The sequence below is a fragment of the Rhizobium anhuiense bv. trifolii genome (genome assembly GCF_024346605.1).
Classification (GTDB): domain Bacteria; phylum Pseudomonadota; class Alphaproteobacteria; order Rhizobiales; family Rhizobiaceae; genus Rhizobium; species Rhizobium anhuiense.
Genome location: NZ_CP098803.1, coordinates 534,630 through 559,341 on the forward strand (window position 1 = coordinate 534,630; position 24,712 = coordinate 559,341).

Genomic DNA, 24,712 nt, shown 5'->3' on the forward strand with positions numbered 1-24,712 from the left:
CCTGTCTGGCCATGCTCGGTGGCGAAGGCCTTTTGCGAATAAAGTGGCATTATGCCAGTGCACACACAATGACGATTTTGTGTGCTCAGTGTAGCCGAAAAAGCTACACCTGAAATTCGCGGGCAATGCAAGCTTGGAGCGTCAGTCTTTCGTCTCGCCTCGGCGGTTCGTGCGCTCCCGCATGAACCTTTCGATGAAGTCGAGCAGTTTCGTCGCGGCAAAGGACAGCTGCCGGTCCGGCGCGACACAGAGATCGACATGGGTGCGGATGCCGGTTTTGCCGGCAAGCGGAATGGCGAGAAGCTGACCCGCTTCGATCTCGCGACGGACGGTGAGCGCCGGCAGCAGCGTCGCCGCAGCCCCGCTGAGCACGAGTTCCTTCAGCATTTCGAGCGAGCTGGTGACGAAGACGGGATCGAGGCTCAACCCCTCCTTCTCGAACAAAGTATCGAAGGCCTGGCGGAAACCAAAAGATTGGTCGGGCAACGCCAGCGCATGATCGGCGAGCTCCCGCACCGCGATCTCGGTATGCGCGGCGGCCGGATGCTGCGGCGTGACGATGAGATCATAGGCGATCTCGGAGCGCAGCCGCACCTTGGCGCCGGACATGGGAGGTGCAAACAACGTCACCGCAATATCCGCCTCGGCGCTGTTGACGGCATCGACGGCCTGCCGCGCACTGGTGATCGTCACGGTAAAACGCAGCTTCGGATATTTCAGGCTGAATTCGGCAAGCGCCGGCGCTAGCAGATTGGCGACGGTGGCGCCATTGGCATAGATGCTGACACGGCCGCGCTGCAGGCCCTTCAGGTCTTCGATCAGCTGCTGCACGTGATCGAGTTCGCGCAGCGTCCGGCCGGCGCGGGCGGCAAGCAGCTCGCCGGCTGCCGTCAGCTTGACGCCGCGGGCGCTGCGCTCGACGAGCGGCGCGCCGAAGTGATATTCGAGGTTCTCGATCTGCCGGCTGATCGCCGTCGGCGCGACATTGAGGTTCTCGGCCGCCTGGCGCATGGAATTGGTCCTGACCAGCTCGTCGAAATACATCAGCGCCCGGATCTGCATTCACGTCTCTCCGCCATTCGGCATATTCGGTCTGCCGGTTCGGACCCTATTCAATCAATGACCATTCGGATAGCGGTCGCACCAAGCCTTTTGCGCGCCTTCGACCGGCAGTGCGGTCGCCGCGTAGACGCCACGGGCGATCGCCCGCGCCATGACGATGGTGGCGAGATGGCAAAGCTCCATCAGGCTCGCCATGTCGTCTCTTCGATGCCTGGCCGTCGATGCGGCAAAGACGGTGTCGCCGTCGAGCGGCAGGTGCACCGGCAGCAGTGCCCGGGCAAACCCGTCATGGCCGGCAAGCGAAAGCCGATGCGCCTCGGCCTTGGTCAGCTGCGCGTCGGTCACGACAGCGCCGATCGTCGTCGCGGTCGTGTTCATGCCCTTGAGCCGCATCCGGTGGTCGGCCACCGCAGGCATGCCGAGTCCGCCGAATTCGCCGTCCTTTTCGAAAGGTGCGGCCCAGAAATGTGGCCCGTCGCCGATCGTTGCCGAGCCGAGCGCGTTGACCGCGACAACAGCTGCAACGCGGTGTCCGGCGCTGCTGACGGCGCTGGCCGAGCCGAGCCCACCTTTGAAGGTGGCGGTCGTCGCCCCTGTGCCGGCCCCTGTCGTGCCGAGCGCGAAGGCGCCTTTGGCCGCTGCCTTCAATGCCGCATAGCCCATGTCGCGATAGGGCGAGTGGAGCCCCCAATCCTTGTCGCCGCCGTTCAGCAGATCCATCAGGATTGCCTGCGGCACGATCGGTATGCGCACCGACCCGACGGCAAATCCGCGGCCGAGTTCGCGCAGGCCCGCCTGCACGCCGCCGGCCGCATCCAGCCCGAAGGCGGAACCGCCGGAGAGCACGAAGGCATCCACGGCATTGACGGTCATCGACGGATCGAGCAGGCCGGTGTCGCGCCCGCCAGGCGCCCCGCCGAGCACGGTACCGGAGGCGACGGCCGGTTCGTCGAAGACGATGACGGTGACGCCGGAACCGAGCGCAAGGTCGGTCGCGTGGCCGACGGAAACGCCTTCGATGTCGGTGATGAGGTTGAGAAGATCGGGCAAGGGCGGATCCTTATGCAGAAAGGCCGCCGATAGGACTGCAATTGCCCTCAAAAAACAAGACCGGCCCCATTTGGCGGGACCGGTCGGACATCGGGAAAAGCCGTGAATGTCAATCGTGGCCTCATGCCCTCAGGCATGAAGCGGCTTCGGATGACGGCGGGTCATCAGGTCATGAATGGCCAGCCGCACCTCGTCGGGCGAGCCGAAACGCTGCTCGTCGAGGTCGTGGACATGAAATTTCACGGCGATGAACTTCAGCCGGTCTTCATCGGGAATGACGATCCCGACGGGAACGCCTGCATATTCGATAACTTGCTTCTTCATAGATAGAACTCCTGCCGCGCGACATGCGCAGCCATGGCGAATTGACTTGTCTGGTACCGTTGAAAGGAGGACGAACGTCACATTCGACAGCTCGGGCGGGAGAGGGCGCCCGGACGGTCATTGCCAAGCACAAATCGCCCAGGCAGATCGGCGAGAATATCGATGTCTATCATGTCTCGTTCCTTGCGTTGGCGTTGCACTTGAGTGGTCCCGGAAGAGCCCGGGGCCGGTGATGGCTGTCTTCAATAATCCACTAACTTGGTAGAGATTAACCGATAGCCTGTCAGAAACATATTCCGAAACGTGTCAAAATATCGACGATCCGAAAAAATTCATTCCGTCGTAACCCGAACTTACAGAAAGAAACATATCAGCTCTTCGTAAAATTCGCATGACAGAATCAGAGTTTGATCGATCACCGCGGCAGACATAGGAAGCCTTGCCGTATCAGGCAATGGCCCATTTCATCAAAAATCGAAACGCCTCGAAATGACCGATTTGGTTAACGCCGGAAGCGCTGTGTCACCAGCCTTCGGCGAGCACCTTCTCCAGCATGTCGGCGAAGAAATCCGCGCTTTCGATGGCGAGGCAGAGCGGCGGTTTGATCTTCAGCACATTCTGGTGATCGCCGGTCGGCTGCATGATGACGCCGAGTTCGAGAAGCCGGTCGCAGATGGCAGCGGTCTCTTCCATCGCCGGCTCCAGCGTCGTTCTGTCGCGGACGAATTCGAGGCCGAGATAGAGCCCCATGCCGTGCACGGCGCCCGCGATCGGATGGCGGTCGATCAGCGCGGCGAGCCGCGCCTTCAGATGATCGCCGACCGTCCTGGCGTTTTCCTGCAGTTTTTCCTCGGCCATGATGTCGAGCACCGTCATGCCGGCGACGCAGCTGACGGGGCTGCCGCCGGTGGAGGAAAAGAACGCGCCTTCTTTCTCCAGCGATTGGGCGATCTCCCGCGTGGTAATGACGGCGCCGAGCGGATGGCCGTTGCCCATGCCCTTGGCGATGGTGATGATGTCGGGCACGACCCCTTGCTGCTCGAAGCCCCAGAAATAATGCCCCAGCCTGGAATAACCGACCTGCACCTCGTCGGCGATGCAGACGCCGCCGCGGGCGCGTACCTGCGCATAGATGTCCCTGAGATAACCGTCCGGCAGCGGAATACCGCCGGCATTGCCGTAGACCGATTCGCAGATGAAGCCCGCAAGCCCGTCGCCGCTGGCGTCGATCGCCTCCAGCACCGGGGTTACGGCGCTGAGATAGTGCGCTGCCGTATCGGCACCGCGGAATGCGCCGCGATAGATATTCGGCGACACCACGGCATGCACCCAGTCCGGCCGAGTGGTGAGAGCCTGCGGGTTGTCGGCGATCGAGGTGGAGACGGCATCGCTCGCTGCCGACCAGCCATGATAGGCTTCGAGCAGGCACAGCATATTGCGCGCGCCGCTATGGGCTTGCGCCAGCCGAAGCGCCAGATCGTTCGCCTCCGAACCGCTGTTGACCAGGAAGACCGCGTCGAGTCCATCCGGCGAAAGGGCGGCGAGGCGTTCGGAAAATTCCGTGATCGCGGCATAGTGAAAGCGGGAATTGGTGTTGAGCCGCAGCCATTGCGCGCTGATCGCCGCCGCGAACTTGGGATGGCCATGGCCGAGAATGGTGACGTTGTTGACCATGTCGAGATAGGCGCGGCCCTCGACATCGAACAGGTGTTCCCGCCAGCCGCGCTCGATCTGCGGCGGTGCCGCGTAATAATTCTTCTGCGGCCTTGCGAGATGCGCCTGCCGCCTGGCGCGCAGTCCTGCAGTATCAGGTTTCGGCGCATCCGCTCCGGGGCTGAGAAGGAGTGACGGCGAAGGGCAGAGCACCGACCAAGCCGTCGCCTCGCGCGGTGTGGCAAAGAGCGGCGGTTCGAGACCGGCGACACTGCAAAACTGGACACGCAGCCCGCCGAGCGACGAAGCCTCTCCGAAAACCGTGCCGAGCGGATCACCGCCGGCAACCTCGGCGCCATCCTCGACCGAGAGGTCAAGCCCATCGAGATGCAAGGTGATGCTGTCGCCGGCGAGCGTCAGATGCTGGTCCTTCCAGCCGATCCGGCCGGCAAAGGGGGCCGCAACCGCGCTGCCTGCAGCAAGGCAGATATCGATATGCAGCGCGCAGGTCGCTTGTTCCTTCGCATTTCCCAGGCTCGCGCGGGAAAGCCGATATTCGCCGTAGCGCGTTGCCGCCGTGCCGTTTTCGGTCGCGGCGCGGGCAAGCAGCCGCCAGTCCATGTCGGCATTCAACCAGTTGCCGGCGGAAAAATGCGGGCTGCGCACCCCAAGATCGACATAGGCGATCTCGGCGGGATCGATGTCGGGCAGCAACGGCAGCCATCCCGATGCTTCCGGGGCGGCGGTGTCGACGCCGGCCGCTTTGAGGATCGCCGCTTCCATGAGTTCGAAGGGAACGGACATCGCCGCATCGAAGATCGCCCACTCGTGCGCGAGATTGCCGCGGACATAGTCATTATCGGGATCGACCGAAATCTGCTGCTCGCCACTGGCGACGAGAATGACGGCGCGTGCGACGACTAATGGCCAGAGCGCCTTCAGCTCCTCCTCGGTCAACGGATAGATCGCCTGATAGGCGGTGACGGCGGGCAGGACATGAAAAGGGTCGCCATCCGTCTGATGCAGCAGCGAAGCGCAGGTGACGGCGAGGTCGCCGACCAGCCAGCCGCGGATGATGTCGCCGAAATCGATCACCCCGTCAGGGACTATGTGACCACGGGCATTGCGGTGACCGACGACATTGTCGCCGGTGACGTCGTGATGCACGGCCTGCAGCCGGAGCGATGGCGCCAACGGCTGGATGCGACGAATGGCCATCACCATGGTCTTGGCGATCCGGTCGCGCGCCGCACTGTCGGTGATCGCGGACAGCAGTTGCACCGCGACCGGTCCGGCGCGCCGGAGATCCCATTGCAGGCTGCGATCAAGACCAGGGTGGTTGAAATCGGCAAGCGCCTGGGCCAGCCTCGCGCAGAGCGCACCAAGTGCTGCGACCGAAGCCGGCGCCAGATAGGTCAGCTCCGTCAGCCCCTGGCCTTCCAGATATTCGAGCAGCCGCACCTGGTAGCCCTGCCCGCGCACGGTCAGGACGACGATCTCCCGCCCGTCATTCGTGGAGATCACGTTCGGAACGCGCGGCGCATCTTGCCTGCTTTTGAGATGATGGATCGCCGCGTTCTGCGCTTCGAGCTCGCGGGTCTCGTAGGCAGCATGGCAGATCTTCAGGACGTAGCGACCGCGATCGCTATCGACGCGGTAATTCCGATCCTGCTGGCTGCCGAGTTCGGTCAGCGTGCCGGACAGGCTGTAATGGGCAAGAAGGATCTCTTCCGCATCCGCAACGGTAACGTCGGGACGCGGCAGCGCCATGCGGTCAACCAGCACCTCGTCGGTCATGACACCCCTCCCGCAGCATGATTCGATTACCTCACGCGATAATCAAATACTTGCTGCTGGCAGGCAACGGGAGATTGTCGTTTGCCAGCAGAAGAGATGTAGCTCTTTGCCTGCGCTCAACCCATGCGTTCGGAGGCGTAGCTGCCGGGGCTTGCCGGGAAGACCACGGTGCGGTTGCCGTTGATGAAGGTGCGGTGATGGATATGGGCGTGGATGGCGCGCGCCAGCACCTGGCTTTCGACGTCGCGGCCGATCGAGACATAGTCGTCGGGCGACTGCGCATGGGTGATGCGCGCCGTGTCCTGCTCGATGATCGGGCCTTCGTCGAGATCGGCGGTGACGTAATGCGCCGTCGCCCCGATCAGCTTGACGCCGCGGCCATAGGCCTGCTTGTAGGGATTGGCGCCCTTGAAGCTCGGCAGGAAGGAATGGTGGATGTTGATGATCCGGCCGGACATTTTCTGGCACATCTCGTCCGACAGGATCTGCATGTAGCGGGCGAGCACGATCAGTTCGGTGCCGGTCTGCTCGGCCACCTCCATGATCCGGGCCTCGGCCTGCACCTTGTTGGCCTTGGTGACCGGAATATGGTGGAAGGGGATGTCGTGGTTGACCACGACCTTCTGGTAGTCGAAATGGTTGGAGACGACGCCGACGATATCGATCGGCAGCGCGCCGATCTTCCAGCGGTAGAGCAGGTCGTTGAGACAATGGCCGAAGCGCGACACCATCAGCAGCACCTTCATGCGCTTCTCGCTGTCGTGAAACTCGTAGTCCATCTCGAAGGGCGCGGCGACGGCTGTAAAACCGGCGCCGATCTCGGCACCCGAAAGCCCTTCTTCCGAAATGAAGCTGACGCGCATGAAGAACTTGCCGGTATCGAGATCGTCGAACTGCGAGCTGTCGATGATGTTGCAGCCCTTCTCCGCCAGATAGCTCGAAATCGCCGCAACGATGCCGCGCGTCGATTTGCAGGATACCGTCAATACATAGTTTCTCATGTCTCTCCCTCTTCCTTCTTCAAGGCCGCAGCCGTGCTTAGATCAAAGCCCGGGCCGCGAATAGGCCGGCGCGCTTTCATTCCTGCGACAAATTGCAAGAGAAACCATCACGCTTCTGCAAGTTCTCTCATTGCCAAGTCTGAAGCTTAGGAGAAGTTGCGCAAAAAACTGTACCGTCAGCGCCGCTTGGATGCGTATTCTCGCCTTCGGTACGGAAACAGCGCTAAAGCGCGGCAAACGAATCTGACAGAATCGATGCGCGTTAGGCCGGCGGGCGGCTCGCCACGGCCGCTTTCCGGCGCGGCGTGGTGATTTCATGGATGATCGCGCCGCCGATCGACGAGAGCACCAATGAGAGGATCACGAAGAGCACCGGCTGCTGCAGGATGCCGATCGGCAGGCGATCTGCTGCCACCCTCAAGAAGGCGAGCGTGAAGGCGTGGGTGATATAGATGCTGTAGGAGCAGTCGCCGAGATAGTTCAGCCATCCCAGGACCGGCAGCCTGGAAAAATCGATGGAGACGGCGCCGTAAATGATGAAGATCGCCGGGATTCCCCAGGCATAGAACCGGCTTTCCGGCTGCATCAGCGCCTCGTTGATGAAGAGAAACGCAAAGCCCATGGCGAGTGCCGCCCAAGCCCAGCGGTTCGGCAGAAGCATCTTCTGCCCATAGAGCCAGGCGAGCACGACACCGGCGAGAAATTCCAGGATGATCGGCTCGCCGTAGAACCGGGTCACCGTCGATTCCGGCAGCAGCCGGCAGGCCACCAGAATGACGGTAAAGACGGCAAACATCGCCGGGATGCGGCGGACTTCCGAAAGCGGCAGCAGCAGCGCGAACACGAAATAGAAGAACATCTCGTAATTCAGCGTCCAGCCCGGAACGACGACTGGAGTGATCGTGCTGGGATCGGCGGGATTGCTCCATGGCAGGAAGAACAGTGAGGCGACGAGGTGCGGCAGGTCGAACACCGTCGATTTCAGCAATGACGGGGCCACCAGCGCCACCGCGGCCGAAAACAATGTCGCCAGCCAGTAGAGCGGCACGATCCTTCTGATGCGCCGGCGGGCGAAATCGATCGGGCTCATTGCGCGACCGCTCGTCGTCAGCCACATCACGAAACCACTTAAAACGAAGAAGATATCGACGCCGGTTTCGCCATAGATGAAGGCGGTGGCGTCGACGGCCGGATTGACCTTGGCGAGCTGCAATATCGCATGGAAATAGACCACCATCAGCGCCGCGATGGCGCGCAGATATTGAAGCTGGACAAGCATCGAGCGTCTTGCTCCCTAGCATGATGCCGAAAAGTGTGGGCGGTTTTCGGACGACATCATGCTCTATTTCTTTGATTTAGAACAGGATTCAGATTTTAGGCCAATCCGGCCTAAAATCATCCTGTTCTAGGGCTCGCGCGGCGCCGGTCTCAGCCGCGCCGCTGCGGTCAACTCAATACATTTGTCGGACGACCCTGCCGGATGCGCGGGTTGTCGTGGAAACGCATATATCCGACGACGAACCACAGGAGACCGGCGATCTTCATCGAAAAGACTGCGGTTCCCCCGATCATCATATTCAGAAAAATGAAAAGAGAAAGTGAATGGGCGCAGCGCCGCTGCGCCGCCGTGCGTCCGGCGGGAAAGAGGCAGACGAACAGCCACAGGGCGATGACGCCGAAGATCGTCGCGGCATAGATCAGGTAGACATAACCGCTATCGGCGAACTCGGCGACCCGGTCGACCGAAAGTCCGAGGATGGCGAGCGGATCGAGTTCCATGATCTTCTTCATCGTCAGGTTGATGCGGCCGGTGAAATTGTCGCCGGTCGCGTTGGGTTTCAGCACGTAGACGAGGAAGCCCGCGGCGACGATCAGCGGCATCAGCGCCAGATTGAAATTCTTCGGGATCTTCGGAAAGACGAAATAGCCGACGATGCAGGCAAAGCAGAAGATCAGCATCGTGCGCGTGTCGTTCGTCACCAGGATCAGGACTGCCGTGCTGATCATCAGCAACCGGTCCCAGCGGCCAAGCCTCTCCCACATCGAAATCAGGTAGACCGCGATCACCCCGCAGAAATTGGCCAGCGACACCTGTTCGAGGAAGATCGAGGAGGAACGATGGTCTATGATGCCGAAGGAGAAGCGTTCGGGAAAGCCGAGCGCATTCTGGAAAAGGCCTGTCGTGTTGTAGCTCAGCGGCAGCAGCCCGCGCGTATTGGCGAAATAGTCGGACGGATGGACGATGCTGACATAGAACGGCACGCTGACGATCTCGAAAATCAGGAAAATCATGACGACGAGGCTTGCCCAGCGAAAGACGAGCTTCATCGTCCTTTCGTTGCTCCAGCCGCCGAGCCCGGTGAAGCAGAAGATGATCAGCACGTTGCGGAAATGATCGATGAACAGCATGCGGTTGAGGACGCTGACATAGATGGTCACCACGAGCGTGAACAGCAGGAACAGGAAGGCTGGCAGGTCGGTTTCGTAGATCCCCTTGTGCAGGATGTAGATGATGGCGCTCGCCATGATCAGGCCTTCGCTGGCAGCGACATGCGTCAACGACAGCGGCATGATGTTGTGGTTGATGAAGGCGAGAATGCCGTTGTAGAGCACCGAGAGCAGGCCGAGCCAGAGCACCAGGTAATCGGTGCGCGACGCCGCCCCGGCAGCATCGAGCCGGTTGCCGGCGGCAGTAAAAGGCGCTGCCTTCTGGTCGACGACCGCCATGGTCAATTCCCCACAGGCTTGACGGCGGAACAAGTGCCGGCATCGGCTTTTGCCGATTGGGCGAGAAGCCGCATCTGCGGCCGCGCGGGCCCCTTTCGCGGCTGGACGTTGAACGGCTCGTTCGCGGGCCACCAATCGCCCGCCGCCCAATAGGACCAGCCGAGCCAGACGTCGCCATTACCTGTCATGGTGGCATAGATTTCGGTCAGCCCGCTCATGCAGTCCTTGTCGGCGGAGGCGCCGAATTCGCCGAGAAAGCCGCGTTTGTGGTTCCGCTTCAGCCAGGCGGTGACCCCGGCGATCGCCTCGACTGCGGCATCGGCACCTTCGCAGGTCGGATGGGTTCCGGAGGAATCGGCGTCGAGATACTGGTGGACCTCATAGGCGTAGAAATCCAGCGGATCGCGCACGCCGAGCATCACAGTGCCGTTGGCGCCGCCGATCACGTCCTTCTCCCAGCTTGCCGCGCCGCTCCATGCAGTGCCGGGCACCAGGATGAGGTTGCGCGCGCCGACCGCGCGGATACTGCGGATCGCGGCATTGGCCGCATCCAGCCAGTCCGTCGCCTTGATGTCGTGCGGTTCGTTCATCAGGCCGAAGACAATGCCCTCCTGATTGGCGAATTCGACGGCGAGCCTTGCCCAGAAGTCACCGAAGGCGGCATCCGTTGCCGGCGCCGTGCCGACCTGGGTCTTGTCGTAATAACCGAAATTATGCGGGTCGAGCAGAACGGCCATGCCGCGCTTGCGGATCAGGCCGATCGTGCCTTTGATCCGCTGGAGCTCGTCCTCGTCGAGCCGCCCGCCGAGTGCGGGCTGCAGCCGTTCCCAGCGGAAGGGCAGCCGGATGATCGTCATGCCCTTTTCGGCGAAATAGCCGATCGTCTCTTCACTGGGATAGGTGTAGTTGGTGCCGTAGGTACCGCCGCGCTCGCCATATTCACCGCCGGAAAGATTGACGCCGCGGTAGCAGGGCGCCCCGGCCGCAAGGGCCGGCGACGGGACGAGAGCCGCCGCAAGCAGCAGCGCTGTCAGATGTCGTGTCGTCCTCATGGCATCCTCGCAATCGCGGAAAATCGCAACATCGGCGTCGCTGAGATTATCTTAACGGTCCGTTAGCTAAGAATTTCTAAAGTCTCGGCACCTCGGCTTCAGTCTTTCACGCTGGGCGGGACACGAGTGCGCGTATGAACCAGTATGACAGGAACAGGGTAAGCCGGCTCCCTGGCTGGCGCAGTTATGAGCCGTCTCAGACTGCGCCGGAAGGCGTACGCATGCGCAGTCCTGTCGTCCGCCCGGATGATTACGCCCGTCCGGCGCCTGAACCGACCCCGCCCCCTTTTGTGCCGCCGGCAAGCATGGCGGAAAGCCGTCAATATGAGCGTCCGGCGCCTCCGCCTCCGCCGGCAAGAGAGCCCGTCGTCGACGCGCCGTCGAACGCAGCCTCCCCACCTGCCGCACCGCTTCTCGACCTCCGCTCCAGCATCGCCGCGATCTGGAGCCGGCGGCTGGTCGTGCTGGGTCTGGCACTGCTCGGCGCCGCTGCCGGCGCTGTGGTGGCACCACGGATCGCTCAGAAATTCACCGCCGTCAGCAGCCTCTATTTCGATCCGCGCCAGATCGGCCTTGCCGATGCCGGCGCGCAATCCTCCGGACCCTCGCCGGAAATGATCTCGACTCTGATCGACAGCCAGGTGCAGATCCTGACCTCGGGCAATGTGCTGCGCCGCGTCGTCGAGACGATGAAGCTCGACCAGGATCCGGAATTCACCGGCGGCCGCACCGATAGCGCCGCCGTGATCGGCGCCCTGCAGAAAGCACTTGTGATCACCCGCCAGGCCAGCACCTATGTCGTCACGCTTGCCGCCACGACGAATGATCCGGAAAAATCCGCAAGGCTTGCCAACCAGGTCGTCACCGCCTTCACCGAGGAGGAGAACAACGCCTCGAACGGCATTTACGAAAACACCTCCTCGACGCTCGACGGACGCCTCGACGATCTGCGCCAGAAGGTGCTGGAAGCCGAGCAGGCCGTCGAAACCTTCCGCGCCGACAACGACATGGCTGCGACCGAGGGCAATCTGATTTCCGATCAGCGGCTCGTCTCGTTGAACACGATGCTGGTGACGGCACAGGAAAAGACCATCCAGGCGAAAGCGCGCGCCGATGCCGTCGCCAATCTCCGCGTCGAGGACATCGTCGCCGGCAACCAGACGGAAGGCGGCGTCACCTCGCCGCTCGTCAGCCTGCGTCAGCAATATGCCACCCAGGCGGCCGCCGTCGGCAGCCTCGAAAGCCAGATGGGCACGCGTCATCCGCGCCTGCAGGCGGCCCGCTCCTCGCTCCAGAGCATATCAGGCGAAATCAAGGGCGAATTGCAGCGGCTCGCCACCTCGGCACGGGGTGAATACGAGCAGGCAAAGGCCGCCGAAGACAGCATCGCCAAGGAACTTGCGGTGCAGAAGGCGCTGCAGGCGAGTACCTCGGACAAGCAGGTGGAATTGAACGAATTGCAGCGCAAGGCGACTGCGGCGCGCGATATCTACGAGACGGTTCTGAAACGCTCCAGCCAGACGAGCGAGGAGCAGAACCTCAGCCAGAGTAACATTCGCGTCATCTCGCCGGCCGAGCCGCCTGTTAAGGCCGATGGTCCGGGGAAGATGATCCTGCTGGTTGCCGGCATCATCGGCGGTTTTCTCGCCGGTTTCGTCGTCGGTGCCGGGTTTGCCATCCTTGCCGGCCTCTTCGGCCATCCCGTCATCAGAAGTTATTTCAGGAAGTCGCCGGCTTCGGCCGCTTGATGACGGTCTTCGGTTTTCCTACATCTGGAGAGCGCCCATAGTCGGCAGGAGAGCTCCGTGCGGCTTTTGATGATTCTGATATCGCTCGTTGCCGTGTCGAGCCTCGCCCCGGCATCCGCCTCTGCCGTCGACTGGACGAAATCCGTCGATTCCGGCGTTCAACCCCTCTATCCCTACAAGGGTCTTCCCGGCGTCAAGGCGCAGCCGGAGAAGAAGGAGGAAGAATCGTATAATTGCCGCACCGAAACCGTTCAGGTCCGCCGCCGTTATGATGAGATCTTCCGTTCGGGCGGCATGCCAACGCTGATGTATGTCTGCGAACGCGACGGCTTCATCTCGATGGACGACAAGGTGCCGCTGCGCGGCCATTATCAGCCAGTGCGCTGAGGGGATCTCCTCGGGCGGCAATGTCGTGCCGTTGTGTCAGATCCGCGTCGACGCAAGATCGATCAGCATCGCCGCCATTCGCTCGATATCGGCCTCGCTCATGTCGTGATAGCTCGACGGGTTGATCGCCCGCTTCGGAATACTCCAGGCGTTGACGTTCTCGGCCAACTCGCGGGTGCTGCCGGGCAGGGCCGAAAGCTCCTTATTAGATGTCCTGGTTGTGAAGCCAAAGGCCGCGAATGCGCGGCCTCTGCCGATGATCCCGGCGACTGGCGCGCAAAACCTCTAAAAACCGCCTCCGCCTCCACTGGCATTCTTCTTGCATTGTTACTAATATTCTAACTCTCAGGGAGAAAATGCCATGCAATGGAACACATCGGCGGATTTTGCGCCTCTTGTTCTCTTTCTCGGCGGCCGGCAAAAGTACAAGATCGTCAGGACGATCCGGGACGCAGCCGAAGTTCTGATGATGGACTGGCCGTTTGAAGATGGAGAGGAATACGTCGTGGCCGTAAAGGCCTGCGCCGATGCCATCACCGGGCAGATCGAGACGGGCGAGCTGAGGGAATTGCTCCTCAGCGCCGCCAGAGAAGCCGGCCTGGGCGTTTTGACCGTTATTCCCGACAGCGGGAAGACGACGCCCCACATGGCCGCCTGAAAAGCCGGAACCACGCCGCCATGCGTTGGTCGAAGCCGCGCTGATGCCTATCCGGATGCCGCTACAGCGAATCGCCCGATAAGGGAAACGGCCCTCGCATCCCTGGTTCGTAGACTGCGCTCTCCGCCGTTCGAGCGTCTCCCGAGTGCCGAAGGTGCATCCTTCCGCTTTACGAAGGGCGCCAAGCAGGCGCAGTTGATCCGAACAGAAGCGACTGATCCCGATAGGACGGTGCTGGATACCGATGGCCGATGGTTGCCGACAGAGGCTGGCGCCTCGCACCAAGAAAAAATCCCACTTCGGATTCCCGAAATTCCCCCGCTTCGGGATTCCGAAATTCGTGGCATTTTCAGCGGTCTCGCCGTGAGAAAATATTCAATAATTTCAATCCGGCAACCAATTTCGGGATTCCGAAGTGCTCTATAGATTATGGTGGGAGTTCCCATGATCGCGGTGCGAATGTCCTGTCGGGCTTGATGATTTCCGACAGATCAAAAGAGGGCGGTTCGCCCTCGGGTCGCGGCTTGAGTTCGCAACCGCGAGGTTTCCAGCGCCGGCGCTTCCGGCATCGGCAACATGGGACTAGGCATCTAAACTAAGCTGGAGCGAAGTGCCGTCCGCTTCGACCTTAGGCTTGCGTTTTGTTGCCGCACGGCGCGGCGGCTTGGGGGTTTTCGGTCGAGTGTCGGAGCCGATCTCGTCTGACTCGGGGCTGGGCGGTAGCAGACCGGCCGCAGGTGCGGTAACCGCTGCATCAATGATCGGCGTGAGGGATCGCATTTCAAGGGCCGGCTTGGCGGCTGACACCACGCGGGCCTGTGGAGGCTCAGGGCGGCTGTCAGCGGATGCGGCGTATCGGATCATCGGCAAGACTCCATTTTGTTCGCTTTATGTTCGCATTTGGGGATGAGGGAGTCAATGGAGGGCAGCTCTCCAGAGCGGCAGGATATGCATTCTGGAATTGAGGATTTCGGCGCGTTCTTGGGAGCTATCTAGCGGCCAAGCCCTAAGCACATCGTGATTCGCCTTTGTTACAAGGCATCAAATGCGCAACCTATCTGAAAAGGCTTAACTCCTTGATCTTGGTAGCGATCAAGAATGGAATGGTGCCCAGAAGAGGACTCGAACCTCCACACCCTTTCGGGTACCAGCACCTGAAGCTGGCGCGTCTACCAATTCCGCCATCTGGGCGACGGAGAGCGATGTAAGGGGGCGGCTCCTGACTGTCAACTGGGTTTTTGAAGTTTTCCTGACAGTTGGCGAAAAAGCAGCCGATCACATGCGGGAGAGAGCCGCAGGATAGGCATAGCGCTCCGGTTGGTGCGCCCTATATAAAGGAAATACCGAAAGGATTGCATCATGGCCGTTTCTCGCACGCTTCTGCTCGCCGGTCTTTTGGCTGTTCTCGCACCCGCCATCGCCGGGGCCGATTCGCTGAAGCTGGGCAAGCCAGGGGTCGGTCCGCTCAACACCGGCTCCACGCTTTGCGATTTTCGCGGCTGCTTCGGTTTCGGGCCGCAGCAATGGCATCGTCCGGCCTATGTCCAGCCGAATTACCGGCCGAGGGGCGCGGGGCCGACCTATTACCTGCCGGGCGCTGCCGGACGGCCGCAACTGACCTATGATCCGCCGCCGGTGCGCCGCGTGCAGCCGAAGGATCCGAACAAGCATATCGCCTGGTGCACCAACGAATACCGCTCCTACAATCCGAGGACGGATCACTTCCTCACCTATGAGGGTGTCTACAGGGTCTGCCGCTCGCCTTTTCGCTGAGGCCGCTCGCGCTGGCGCCGAGCTCTGCTCAGCTTTCGAGCGAGGCTCGGTCGACGTGGCCGAGATCGCGGCCGGGCTCGACGATGTCGCGGACCCGCTGCTTCAGCTCCTTCGGCCCGGGAAAGCCGCCGTCGCGCTTGCGCTCCCAGATGAGATCGCCGTTGACGCGGATCTCGAAATTGCCGCCGGTGCCGGGGATCAGCGCCACTTCGCCGAGGCTGTCGGAAAAAGTATACAGCAGCTCTTGCGCCATCCAGCTGGCGCGCAGCAGCCAGTTGCACTGGGTACAGTAGAGGATCGAGACACGGGCTTTTTCGGTCATGGCGATTTCCTTTCGTTTGACGAGATTTAAGCTCTGTGGTGCGCATGCGCAATCGCCCCTTACACAAGCGTCTTGCGTGCTGCCCGCCGGCATGATCTCTTCCCGTCGTCGGCCATATCAGGGAAAGTCCATGCGCGTCGCAGTCATCGAAAACATGAGGAATACCGGCCTCGGCGCGCTTGCCCAGGCCCTCGACGAGGCGGGCGCTGACATCGAGTGGTTCCGGGTGTGGCAGGATGGCATCCTGCCGCGGGATGTAGTGGGCCATGACGCGCTGGTCGTTCTCGGCGGCGAGCAGAGCGCGCTGGATGATGAGACACACGCCTATCTGCCGGAGCTCGCGCGGCTCACGCGCCGCTTCGGCGATGCCGGCAAGGCGGTGCTCGGCATCTGCCTGGGCAGCCAGATCCTCGCCCGCGCCTATGGCGCCGACAATCATCTGGGAACCGCCCGCTAATTCGGCTGGCATAAGATCGGCGTTACCGCCGAGGGCCGGGCCGATCCGGTGCTGTCTTCGCTGGGCGGCGAGTTCACCATCTTCGAATGGCATGCCGACACGTTTTCCCTGCCCGAGGCGGCGGTCCGTCTTGCCTCGAGCCCCGTCGCCGAAAACCAGGCGTTCCGCATCGGCCGCGCCGTCTATGGCACGCAGTTCCATTTCGAGGCCAATTCAGCGGTCGTCGAACAATGGAAGGCTGAATTCCCCGAGACGATCGCGCGCATCGCCCCCGGCTGGCTGGAGAGCCACGCCGAACTGGCAGCAAGACATGGGCGTGCAGCCGATGCCGCCGGCCTTGCCATTGCGCGGGCCTGGGTCAGCCTGATCGAACGGCAAGAGGTCGAAATTCTGTCGCAGGCTTCGGCGTGAGGGAGTGATGTCATGCCGGCGAGCGAACGCGAGAAAATGGCGGCAGGTGAATGGTATTGCTGCCTCGATGACGAGCTCGATCACTTGCGCCGGCAGGCGCGCTTGGCCGTCCACGCACACAATACAATGCCGCCGGATGAGCGCGGCGCGATGGCGCCGGCCCTGAGGGCGCTGTTTGCGCAGGCAGCATCGGATGTCTTCATCGAAGCGCCGTTTCACTGCTCCTACGGCATCAACATCACCCTCGGCGAGCGCGTCTATTTCAATGCCGGCTGCACTATCCTCGATTCCGGCCGGGTGACGATCGGCGATCGCAGCATGTTCGGCCCCGGCGTGCAGATCTATTGCGCCGAGCACCACAAGGATGCTGCACTTCGCAGCACCGGCATCGAGATCGCCCGGCCGGTCACGATCGGCAACGACGTCTGGATCGGGGGAAGCGCTGTCATCCTCGGCGGCATCACGATCGGCGAGGGCGCGATCGTCGGTGCTGGCGCGGTGGTGACCAGGGATGTGCCGGCCGGCGCCACCGTGGTCGGCAACCCGGCCCGCATCCGGTAGTTCGGACGATGCAACATTAACTATCCCTAACGGTCGACAGAATTCGTTCGCCGGCTACAGACCATCGCTGGCCCGTTCGTCGTAGCGTTGCCGCGCGGCGATAATGCCGGCCTGGTTCTGCTCGGTCCACAGCACCAGCGAACGGATCGTCTCGTGCAGGGTGCAGCCGAGCGGCGTCAACGCATAGTCGACCTTCGGCGGCACGACGGGATAGACGGTGCGCTCGATGATGCCGTCTCGCTCCAGGTGCCTGAGCGTCGTCGTCAGCATGCGCTGGCTGATGCCGTCGATATTCCTCTTCAATTCCGTGAAGCGAAGCGTGCGTTTTTCGAGCAGCGCAATGACGAGCAGCGACCACTTGTCGGCGATCCGGTCGAGGATCTGCCGGACCTCGCACTCCTCGCGCGCATCCCATTGCAGGACGTCGTAGTCCTTGCCGGGCAGGACGCTATCGTCCTTGCCGGGCAGGACGTTGTCGTCCTTGCCGGTGCTGCAAATGTCACTCGGTGAGTTTGAAGTGCCTTCTTCCATGGGGCCGGATCATGTCTTAACTAAGCTTTGGTTACAAGAGGGAACTAAGGCATGAAAAGTAACTTCATGCCTCGCCCCGTTGTTTCAGCGTGTCAACCGAAGGAACGGATTTCATGTCCAACCCATCTTCCCAGACCAAGACAAGTGAAGGCCGCATGAACGCCCGCGTAGCCGGTGCGCTGATCGTGCTCTGCGGCGCGATCTTCCTCGAAGGCATCGATGTCGCCATGCTCAATATCGCGCTGCCGGCGATCCGCGCCGATCTCGGCCTGTCGACAACGACGCTCAGCGCCGTCGTCAGCGCTTATGTGCTGGGTTATGCCGGCTTCATGCTGCTGGGCGGCCGGGCCGCCGATATCTTCGGCAAGAAGCGGGTCTTCCTGACGGCGCTGACGATCTTCCTCGCCTTCTCCGGCCTCGGTGGTTTCGCGAGCGAGGGCTGGATGCTGCTTGTCGCGCGTTTCGTCACCGGCGCCGCCTCCGCCTTCATGACGCCAGCAGGCCTTGCGCTCATTACCGCCAATTTCCCGGAGGGGCCGCAGCGCAACAGGGCGGTGATGATCTATGCATCGACGGCCTCGGCCGGCTTCTCGCTCGGCCTCGTCGCCGGTGGCCTGCTTGCTGCCATCGACTGGCGCTGGGTATTCTTCGCGCCGGTGGTGCTGGCGGCGATCCTGCTTGCCGTCGGCCCTCGGCTGATCACAGACAGGGATGCGGGAACCGCCCGGGGAAAATTCGATATATCAGGCGCGATCGCGCTGACCGGCGCCATGCTGCTGGCCGCCTATGGCGTCATCCGGCTCGAGCATCCGGGCGAGGGTACGGAATGGACGATCGCCGCCTTTGCAGTGAGCGCGCTGCTCTGGCTTGCCTTCATCCTGATCGAGCGCGGCTCGTCCGCTCCGCTGGTGCGCCTTGGGATCCTGCGTTCGGCCGCGCTGATCCGCGCCAATCTCGGCGCCCTGCTGTTTGCCGGCTCTTTTTTCGGCTTCCAGTTCATCGCCTCGCTTTATCTGCAGGAACTGCTCGGCTGGACGCCGATGCAGACGAGCTTGGCGCTGATGGCGATCGGCATCGATGCGGTGGTCGCGCCGATCCTGACGCCGCGGCTTGTCGACCGCTTCGGCAATGTCCGCGTCATCCTCGCCGGTTTCCTGCTGGCGCTTGCCTGCTATGGGCTGTTCTTGCGCATGGGCTTCGATTGGACCTATGCCGCCATGTTCCCGTCGATGCTGCTGCTCGGCCTTGCCTTCGCGCTCGGCTATGGCCCGCTGACCATCGTCGCGACCGACGGCATTGCCGAGGACGAGCACGGGCTTGCCAGCGGGTTGGTCAATACAGCAATCCAGTTCGGAGCCGCACTCGGGCTTTCCGGCGTCAGCGCGATCGGCGCCTATATGCTGGGTGACGAAGTCTCTCCAGAAGCGCGGCTGGAATCCCTGCGTGTCGCCCTTCTGGTGCCGCTCGCCGCCGCCGCGCTTGGCGCGCTGGTGATGGCGACGGGCTTGCGCGGCCGTGACGGCTCCCGCCGCGAAGCCGTCGCTTAAGGCGCTCGACAAGGCCACCCATTTCGCGGCGGCCTTGCCGTCCGCAGTGGCCTTGTCATCTCGACAGCGGCGAAAGCTCCGCTAGATCAAAGGGCAAAACGGGAGGAAAATCATGAGCGAACTGAATCTACCCATGCAAGGCGGCTGCCGTTGCGGCCAGGTGCGGCTGAAGATCAGCGCCCCGCCGCTGCTGACCATGGCCTGCCATTGCACGGGCTGCCAGAGGATGACCGCGAGCGCCTATTCGCTGAGCGCCGCCATTCCCAGCGAAGGCTTCGAGGTCACGAAAGGCGAGCCGGTGATCGGCGGCCTGCACGGCGTTACGAAACATTATTTCTGCCCGCATTGCATGAGCTGGATGTTCACCCGGCCGGAAGGCATGGACTGGTTCGTCAATCTGCGCGCGACCATGCTCGACGACCCCAGCTGGTTCACGCCCTTCATCGAGACATGGACGAGCGAGAAGCTGTCCTTCGCCGAGACCGGCGCGGTGCACAGCTACGCGGCGCTGCCGGAGATGAACGCCTATGAGGGGCTGGTGAAGGAATATATGGGCAGGGGGTGAACGCTCAGAAGCCCTGGAAGAGAAAATCTACGGCGCTGGTGATGGCATCGCTTTTGCCCGATAGATCTGCGACTATTTTTCCTATTTCCGCCGTCGGGATCGATGCCATGCGCTGGGTGGCCATGACATAGGCTTCACCCTCGATGGCAAAGCGTGGGTTCAGTCGCGAGATCGACCAGCTCAGCTCTTGCACCGGATGCAGCGGGACCATGACTCGCGAAGGCAGATCGTCAAGCAGATTGGCTTGAAGATCGATGGCCAGGACATTCCCGCTTTTAAGGCGATAGACGTGAAAGCGTGCCATTAAAACTGACGGTATTTGGCGAATGGCAAGCCGTGCTTTTCAACATATTCGTTTTCCAGCCGGATAGCCTCGGCGTTCTCGATACGCCATAGCCGCTCGCGCTCGGCCTTTATTGCCTGTGCGATGCCATCTTCCGCCGCCCGAGATATGTTAATCTGGAGTTCGCGCGCCTCGGAGAGGAGACCTTCATCGAGGGACAGGTTTGCTGCTTTTCTTGGCCGCTGAGCCACAGCGATCTCCTCAATTTTATGCGCAGATCATATGCGCATAAAATGTCGTTGAGAAGCGTTATTCGTCGCCCATCTTCAGCGCCGCAATAAACGCTTCCTGCGGAATCTCCACCTTGCCGAACTGGCGCATACGCTTTTTGCCGGCCTTCTGCTTGTCGAGCAGCTTGCGCTTGCGGGTGGCGTCGCCGCCGTAGCATTTCGCGGTCACGTCTTTGCGCAGCGCCGAGATTGTCTCACGGGCAATGACGTTGCCGCCGATCGCCGCCTGGATCGGGATCTTGAACATGTGCTTCGGGATCAGCTCCTTGAGCTTCTCGCACATGTCGCGGCCGCGCTTTTCGGCGGCCGTCCGGTGCACCATCATCGACAGCGCGTCGACCGGCTCGCCGTTGACGAGGATCGACATCTTCACGAGGTTGCCCTCGCGGTGGTCGGTCAGCGCGTAATCGAAGGAGGCATAGCCCTTGGAGATCGACTTCAGCCGGTCGTAGAAATCGAAGACGACTTCGTTGAGCGGCAGGTCGTAGGTCAGCATCGCGCGCGTGCCGACATAAGTGAGCTCGATCTGGATGCCGCGCCGGTCCTGGCAAAGCTTCAGGATGCCGCCGAGATAATCGTCCGGCGTCAGGATCGTCGCGCGGATCCACGGCTCATGGATTTCGGAGATCTTGACGACATCGGGCATGTCGGCCGGATTGTGCAGTTCGCGCTCTGTGCCGTCGGTCATGTACATCTTGTAGACGACGGAGGGTGCGGTGGCGATGAGGTCGAGGTCGAACTCGCGCTCGAGCCGTTCCTGGATGATTTCGAGATGCAGCAGGCCGAGGAAGCCGCAGCGGAAACCGAAGCCGAGGGCGGCCGACGATTCCATTTCGAAGGAGAAAGAGGCGTCGTTGAGGCGAAGCTTGCCCATGGCGGCGCGCAGATCCTCGAAATCGGCGGCATCGACCGGGAACAGGCCGCAGAACACCACCGGCTGCGCCGGCTTGAAGCCCGGCAGCGCTGCGGCCGTCGGCCGCTTGTCCTCGGTGATCGTATCGCCGACGCGGGTATCGGCCACTTCCTTGATCGAGGCGGTGATGAAGCCGATCTCGCCGGGGCCGAGGCTGTCGACAGTGACCATCTTCGGTGTCAGCACGCCGACGCGCTCCACCTGGTATTTTGCATCGGTGCCCATCATCCGCACCGTCTGGCCCTTGGTCAGCACGCCGTCGATGATGCGCACGAGAACCATGACGCCGAGATAGGTGTCGTACCAGCTGTCGACGAGCAGCGCCTTCAGCGGCGCCTTGTCGCCGCCTGGGCTCTTCGGCGCCGGCAGCTTGTGGACGATCGCTTCCAGCACATCGGGAATGCCGAGGCCGGTCTTGGCCGAAATCAGCACCGCCTCCGAGGCGTCGATGCCGATCACTTCCTCGATCTGTTCCTTGATGCGGTCGGGTTCGGCGGCCGGCAGGTCGATCTTGTTGAGAACGGTGACGATCTCGTGGTTGTTGTCGATCGCCTGATAGACATTGGCGAGCGTCTGCGCTTCGACGCCCTGGCTGGCGTCGACGACGAGCAGCGAACCCTCGCAGGCCGACAGCGACCGCGAGACTTCATAGGCGAAGTCGACGTGGCCGGGCGTGTCGATCAGGTTGAGAATGTATTTCTCGCCATTGTTTGCCTGGTAGTGCAGGCGCACGGTCTGGGCCTTGATGGTGATGCCGCGCTCGCGCTCGATATCCATATTGTCGAGCACCTGCTCGGACATTTCGCGCTCGGCAAGCCCGCCCGTCGTCTGGATCAGGCGGTCGGCCAGCGTCGATTTGCCGTGGTCGATATGGGCCACGATCGAAAAATTGCGGATATGGGAAAGCGGAGTGGTCGAATTGGTGCTCATGCGCGCCATATAGCAGCGCCGCCCCTTGCCGCAAAGCGGTAATTAGCCCGCTGTTTACGCTATTTTGCAGCTTGTCGGACGCGTGTCAGACCGGCCACGTCTCCAGCCGCCAGGCCGAATCCCAGAACATCCATTCATATTGCGAGGCCCGCACGAAGACATCGGTCATCTGGGCACGCTCCACCGGCGATGCGGCGCGGGCGGCGATGTCGGTCAGCGCGATCACTTCACGGGCGCCGGCGGCAAATTGCGGATCGCCATAGGTGTTGATCCAGGTCTGGAAGGCATTGCCCTCGATAGCAGGCCGGTTCTTGATCGCTTCGCCAACGTGCCAGTAGATCCAGAAGCAGGGGAGGATGGAGGAAAGCGCAACCGCGTAGGAACTGTGATAGGCGGTGGCAAGCAGGAAGTTGGTATAGGCAAAGCCCGCAGGCGAGGGTTCTGCGGCTGAAACATCCGCCGACGTGATGCCGAACTGGGTGAGGAAGCCGGCATGCAGGCCCTGCTCGACGGTGATGGCCTTCTGCGCCGAACCGAGGAAGCGCAGCACCTGCGCATTGTCGGGCGCCTTGGCCGCAACGATGGCGAGGCATCGCGCATAATGCTTCAGGTAGAGCGCATCCTGAAGGATATAGTGCCGGAAGACCTCCGGCGGCAGCGTGCCGTCCGAAAGGCGCAGCAGCAGCGGCAAGGCCTCGATTTCAGCCATAACAGGGGCGATCCTGTCCCAGGCGGCAGCTGTGAAGCTTCCCGTCAGGTCCGTGCTCTGCGTGCTGGCGTCCATCATTGCCTCCTACCTCGATTGCGCCGTCATATATCGACGCTGCCGTGGTGAAAGCAAGGCGGGTTTCGCCGCGCGAGGAGACTTGATTCCATCATCGGATAATGTATTTCTCTTATAGTAGAATCATGGATTGAGAGATGGAACCGGAACTCGAACAGGCGATCGGCATCCGCATCCGCACGCTGCGGGTCAAAAAAGGTCTGACGCTGGATGATCTTGCCGCGGCCTCCGGCGTCAGCCGCGCGATGATCTCGCGCATCGAGCGGGCGGAGGCGAGCCCGACCGCCTCGCTGCTGGCAAGGATCTGTGCGGCGCTCGGCCTGTCGCTGTCGGCCTTCTTCGCGGAGGAGGGACAGCAGGCCTCGCCGCTTGTTCGCCGGCAGGAGCAGCAGGTCTGGCGCGACCCGGAGACCGGTTATATTAGGCGCTCGATCTCCGCACCCGGCACTGCCTCCGATGTCGATATCGTCGAGGTCGAATTCCCCGCTGGCGCGCGTGTCAGCTTCCCCCCGCATGCCGCCTCCCACGGCATGACGCAGCATATCTGGCTGTTCGATGGCGAGCTGGAAATGACGGCGGGTGAAACGGTCTACCGGCTGCGGCCGGGCGATTGCCTCTTCATGCCGGTCGGCGAGGGTCACATCTTCCACAATCCCGGCAACGCGCCGGCGCGTTATTGCGTCGTGCTCGATCGCGGCGGCCGATAACAGCATCTATTCAGGAGAGCAGCATGCCCGACATTCGTACCCTTTCCGCCGACGAGGCCCGAGCCGCCGTGCCGGCGCTGTCGCAGGTGCTGGCCGATTGCGTCGCAGGCGGCGCCTCCGTCGGCTTCATGCAGCCCTATGGGCCTGAAGATGCCGAGCCCTATTGGCGCGATGTCGCCGATGCCGTCGCCTCCGGCGGCAACCTGTTGCTGGTCGCCGAACTCGACGGCAGGATCGTCGGGACCGTGCAGGTGGGGGCCGCGCAGATGCCGAACCAGCCGCATCGCGGTGATCTGAAGAAGCTGCTGGTGCATCGTTCCGCCCGCGGCAAGGGCCTCGCCCGGCTGCTGATGGATGCCGCCGAGCGCGAGGCGGCCAAGCGTGGCAAGACCCTGCTCGTGCTCGATACGGCAACCGGCAGCGATGCCGAGGCGATCTATCCGCGCCTGGGCTGGCAGCGTGTCGGCGTCATTCCCGATTATGCGCTGTGGCCGGAAGGCGGATTCTGCGCCACCACCCTGTTCTACAAGCGGCTTGCCTGATTGCCCCGGCCTCGCTCAGGCCGGCCTGGCGAAGACGGGAAGCGCGCCGCCAAGCGTCGCGCCCGCCGTCCATTGCGCAGCATTCCAGCCGAACTGCCGCGCCGCTTCGATATTTTCGGCCATATCGTCGATGAAGGCGATTTGGCCGGGCGCCACGCCGGCGCGTTCGGTCGCCAGCCGGAAGAAATCGGGCGAAGGCTTGCTGTGCCCGAGTGCTGCGGAATAGATGATGTCGTCGAAATGCGCGTCCAGGCCGGCCTGCTCCATCAGGTAGCGCGCCCGCCTATGCTCCTGGTTGGTCGCCAGGAAAAGGGTGATGCCGCTTTGCCGGAGGATAGCGAGCTCTTCCAGCAGATTGCGGTCGAGGCGGGAATCGTTTTCGAACCAATAGTCGATCAGCGTTTCGGCGCTGAGATGCGGCGCGATCTTTGCGAGCACGCCGGTGAGCCTGGGTTCCAGCGCCGCGCGGCCGACAATGATCTCACGCCAGTGGGTCTGAAAGAATTCCTGCTGCAGCAGGTCGACACGCAGGCCGAGATCGCGTTCCAGATAGGTGAAGTGCGGCAGCCCGTCGGTCGGTCGACCATGAATGAGCACGCCGTCGACATCGACCATCAGCACTTTCATGCGGAAAATT

25 protein-coding genes, 1 tRNA gene and 1 pseudogene are annotated in these 24,712 nt (G+C 62.1%); 10 read left to right on the forward strand and 17 right to left on the reverse strand.

The annotated features are described in order from the left end of the window. Positions 1 to 141: 141 nt before the first annotated feature. From NE851_RS11160 to NE851_RS11195, 8 genes are all read right to left on the reverse strand, one after another. Positions 142 to 1,062, reverse strand: coding sequence for a LysR substrate-binding domain-containing protein (locus tag NE851_RS11160; RefSeq protein ID WP_183906435.1), 921 nt, complete (start codon positions 1,060 to 1,062; stop codon positions 142 to 144). Positions 1,063 to 1,116: 54 nt separating this feature from the next. Beyond that, the gene (locus tag NE851_RS11165; RefSeq protein WP_183906437.1) at positions 1,117 to 2,112 is read right to left on the reverse strand and encodes a P1 family peptidase; all 996 of its coding nucleotides are present in this window, start codon (positions 2,110 to 2,112) and stop codon (positions 1,117 to 1,119) included. 129 nt (positions 2,113 to 2,241) lie between these two features. Further along, entirely contained in the window at positions 2,242 to 2,436 is a 195-nt protein-coding gene (locus NE851_RS11170; protein ID WP_003544544.1) for a hypothetical protein, read from the reverse strand. Positions 2,437 to 2,958: 522 nt separating this feature from the next. Further along, positions 2,959 to 5,886, reverse strand: coding sequence for an aminotransferase (locus NE851_RS11175; protein ID WP_183906439.1), 2,928 nt, complete (start codon positions 5,884 to 5,886; stop codon positions 2,959 to 2,961). A 116-nt stretch (positions 5,887 to 6,002) separates the two neighbouring features. After that, positions 6,003 to 6,887, reverse strand: coding sequence for a formyltetrahydrofolate deformylase (gene purU, locus NE851_RS11180; protein ID WP_254960405.1), 885 nt, complete (start codon positions 6,885 to 6,887; stop codon positions 6,003 to 6,005). Between the two features lie 262 nt (positions 6,888 to 7,149). Then, positions 7,150 to 8,166: an acyltransferase family protein gene (locus NE851_RS11185; RefSeq protein ID WP_028757900.1), complete on the reverse strand. Its 1,017-nt coding sequence runs from the start codon at positions 8,164 to 8,166 to the stop codon at positions 7,150 to 7,152. 167 nt (positions 8,167 to 8,333) lie between these two features. Then, on the reverse strand, positions 8,334 to 9,614 hold the full coding sequence (locus tag NE851_RS11190) for a hypothetical protein (protein WP_063474854.1): 1,281 nt from the start codon (positions 9,612 to 9,614) through the stop codon (positions 8,334 to 8,336). A 2-nt stretch (positions 9,615 to 9,616) separates the two neighbouring features. Continuing rightward, a complete protein-coding gene (locus tag NE851_RS11195) occupies positions 9,617 to 10,666 on the reverse strand; it encodes a glycoside hydrolase family 5 protein (RefSeq protein ID WP_063474853.1) in 1,050 nt (349 codons plus the stop codon). 134 nt (positions 10,667 to 10,800) lie between these two features. On the opposite strand from NE851_RS11195, the gene NE851_RS11200 reads away from it, so the two are divergent. Both NE851_RS11200 and NE851_RS11205 read left to right on the forward strand, forming a co-directional pair. Next, a complete protein-coding gene (locus NE851_RS11200) occupies positions 10,801 to 12,414 on the forward strand; it encodes a GumC family protein (protein ID WP_183906074.1) in 1,614 nt (537 codons plus the stop codon). 57 nt (positions 12,415 to 12,471) lie between these two features. After that, positions 12,472 to 12,801, forward strand: coding sequence for a hypothetical protein (locus NE851_RS11205; RefSeq protein ID WP_028757897.1), 330 nt, complete (start codon positions 12,472 to 12,474; stop codon positions 12,799 to 12,801). Positions 12,802 to 12,837: 36 nt separating this feature from the next. Here NE851_RS11205 and NE851_RS11210 read toward each other — a convergent pair whose 3' ends face one another. Further along, positions 12,838 to 12,969, reverse strand: a complete 132-nt coding sequence (locus tag NE851_RS11210; protein ID WP_254960412.1) for a hypothetical protein — start codon at positions 12,967 to 12,969, stop codon at positions 12,838 to 12,840. 193 nt (positions 12,970 to 13,162) lie between these two features. On the opposite strand from NE851_RS11210, the gene NE851_RS11215 reads away from it, so the two are divergent. Next, positions 13,163 to 13,459 carry a DUF982 domain-containing protein gene (locus tag NE851_RS11215; protein ID WP_028756405.1) on the forward strand — a complete coding sequence of 99 codons (297 nt, stop codon included), beginning with the start codon at positions 13,163 to 13,165 and terminating at the stop codon, positions 13,457 to 13,459. A 1,104-nt stretch (positions 13,460 to 14,563) separates the two neighbouring features. On the opposite strand, the gene NE851_RS11220 is transcribed toward NE851_RS11215, so the two are convergent. Continuing rightward, positions 14,564 to 14,650 (reverse strand) — tRNA-Leu (locus NE851_RS11220). Positions 14,651 to 14,818: 168 nt separating this feature from the next. On the opposite strand from NE851_RS11220, the gene NE851_RS11225 reads away from it, so the two are divergent. Then, entirely contained in the window at positions 14,819 to 15,232 is a 414-nt protein-coding gene (locus NE851_RS11225; RefSeq protein ID WP_063474852.1) for a BA14K family protein, read from the forward strand. Positions 15,233 to 15,260: 28 nt separating this feature from the next. Here NE851_RS11225 and NE851_RS11230 read toward each other — a convergent pair whose 3' ends face one another. Beyond that, positions 15,261 to 15,554 (reverse strand): Rdx family protein, encoded by a 294-nt coding sequence (locus tag NE851_RS11230; protein ID WP_028756410.1) that lies wholly within the window; start codon positions 15,552 to 15,554, stop codon positions 15,261 to 15,263. 91 nt (positions 15,555 to 15,645) lie between these two features. Between NE851_RS11230 and NE851_RS11235 the strand changes: the two are divergent. Together NE851_RS11235 and NE851_RS11240 are read left to right on the forward strand one after the other, a co-directional pair. Continuing rightward, positions 15,646 to 16,422, forward strand: a pseudogene (locus NE851_RS11235) (type 1 glutamine amidotransferase). 12 nt (positions 16,423 to 16,434) lie between these two features. Next, positions 16,435 to 16,983: a sugar O-acetyltransferase gene (locus tag NE851_RS11240; RefSeq protein WP_047617510.1), complete on the forward strand. Its 549-nt coding sequence runs from the start codon at positions 16,435 to 16,437 to the stop codon at positions 16,981 to 16,983. Positions 16,984 to 17,037: 54 nt separating this feature from the next. On the opposite strand, the gene NE851_RS11245 is transcribed toward NE851_RS11240, so the two are convergent. Then, positions 17,038 to 17,514, reverse strand: a complete 477-nt coding sequence (locus NE851_RS11245) for a winged helix-turn-helix transcriptional regulator (protein ID WP_080759944.1) — start codon at positions 17,512 to 17,514, stop codon at positions 17,038 to 17,040. A gap of 113 nt (positions 17,515 to 17,627) precedes the next feature. Between NE851_RS11245 and NE851_RS11250 the strand changes: the two genes are divergently transcribed. Together NE851_RS11250 and NE851_RS11255 are read left to right on the forward strand one after the other, a co-directional pair. Further along, on the forward strand, positions 17,628 to 19,061 hold the full coding sequence (locus tag NE851_RS11250) for an MFS transporter (RefSeq protein ID WP_048338495.1): 1,434 nt from the start codon (positions 17,628 to 17,630) through the stop codon (positions 19,059 to 19,061). Between the two features lie 112 nt (positions 19,062 to 19,173). Next, the gene (locus NE851_RS11255) at positions 19,174 to 19,626 is read left to right on the forward strand and encodes a GFA family protein (protein ID WP_028757882.1); all 453 of its coding nucleotides are present in this window, start codon (positions 19,174 to 19,176) and stop codon (positions 19,624 to 19,626) included. Between the two features lie 4 nt (positions 19,627 to 19,630). On the opposite strand, the gene NE851_RS11260 is transcribed toward NE851_RS11255, so the two are convergent. The 4 genes from NE851_RS11260 to tenA all read right to left on the reverse strand — a co-directional run bounded on the left by NE851_RS11260 (position 19,631) and on the right by tenA (position 22,826). Further along, a complete protein-coding gene (locus NE851_RS11260) occupies positions 19,631 to 19,930 on the reverse strand; it encodes a CcdB family protein (protein ID WP_063474850.1) in 300 nt (99 codons plus the stop codon). Beyond that, on the reverse strand, positions 19,930 to 20,160 hold the full coding sequence (locus NE851_RS11265; protein WP_063474849.1) for a type II toxin-antitoxin system CcdA family antitoxin: 231 nt from the start codon (positions 20,158 to 20,160) through the stop codon (positions 19,930 to 19,932). Before NE851_RS11265 ends, NE851_RS11260 begins: the two co-directional genes overlap by 1 nt. A 58-nt stretch (positions 20,161 to 20,218) precedes the next feature. Then, complete coding sequence (lepA, locus tag NE851_RS11270) at positions 20,219 to 22,051, reverse strand: translation elongation factor 4 (protein ID WP_028757881.1); 1,833 nt, start codon at positions 22,049 to 22,051, stop codon at positions 20,219 to 20,221. Between the two features lie 76 nt (positions 22,052 to 22,127). Beyond that, on the reverse strand, positions 22,128 to 22,826 hold the full coding sequence (gene tenA / locus NE851_RS11275; protein ID WP_063474848.1) for a thiaminase II: 699 nt from the start codon (positions 22,824 to 22,826) through the stop codon (positions 22,128 to 22,130). 137 nt (positions 22,827 to 22,963) lie between these two features. Here tenA and NE851_RS11280 point away from each other — a divergent pair, with 137 nt between their 5' ends. Together NE851_RS11280 and NE851_RS11285 are read left to right on the forward strand one after the other, a co-directional pair. Further along, positions 22,964 to 23,533, forward strand: coding sequence for a helix-turn-helix domain-containing protein (locus tag NE851_RS11280; RefSeq protein ID WP_047617517.1), 570 nt, complete (start codon positions 22,964 to 22,966; stop codon positions 23,531 to 23,533). A gap of 23 nt (positions 23,534 to 23,556) precedes the next feature. After that, positions 23,557 to 24,075, forward strand: coding sequence for a GNAT family N-acetyltransferase (locus NE851_RS11285; protein ID WP_028757878.1), 519 nt, complete (start codon positions 23,557 to 23,559; stop codon positions 24,073 to 24,075). 15 nt (positions 24,076 to 24,090) lie between these two features. Here the strand turns inward: NE851_RS11285 and NE851_RS11290 are convergent, their stop codons facing one another. After that, positions 24,091 to 24,702: an HAD family hydrolase gene (locus tag NE851_RS11290; RefSeq protein ID WP_047617519.1), complete on the reverse strand. Its 612-nt coding sequence runs from the start codon at positions 24,700 to 24,702 to the stop codon at positions 24,091 to 24,093. Positions 24,703 to 24,712: the final 10 nt, after the last annotated feature.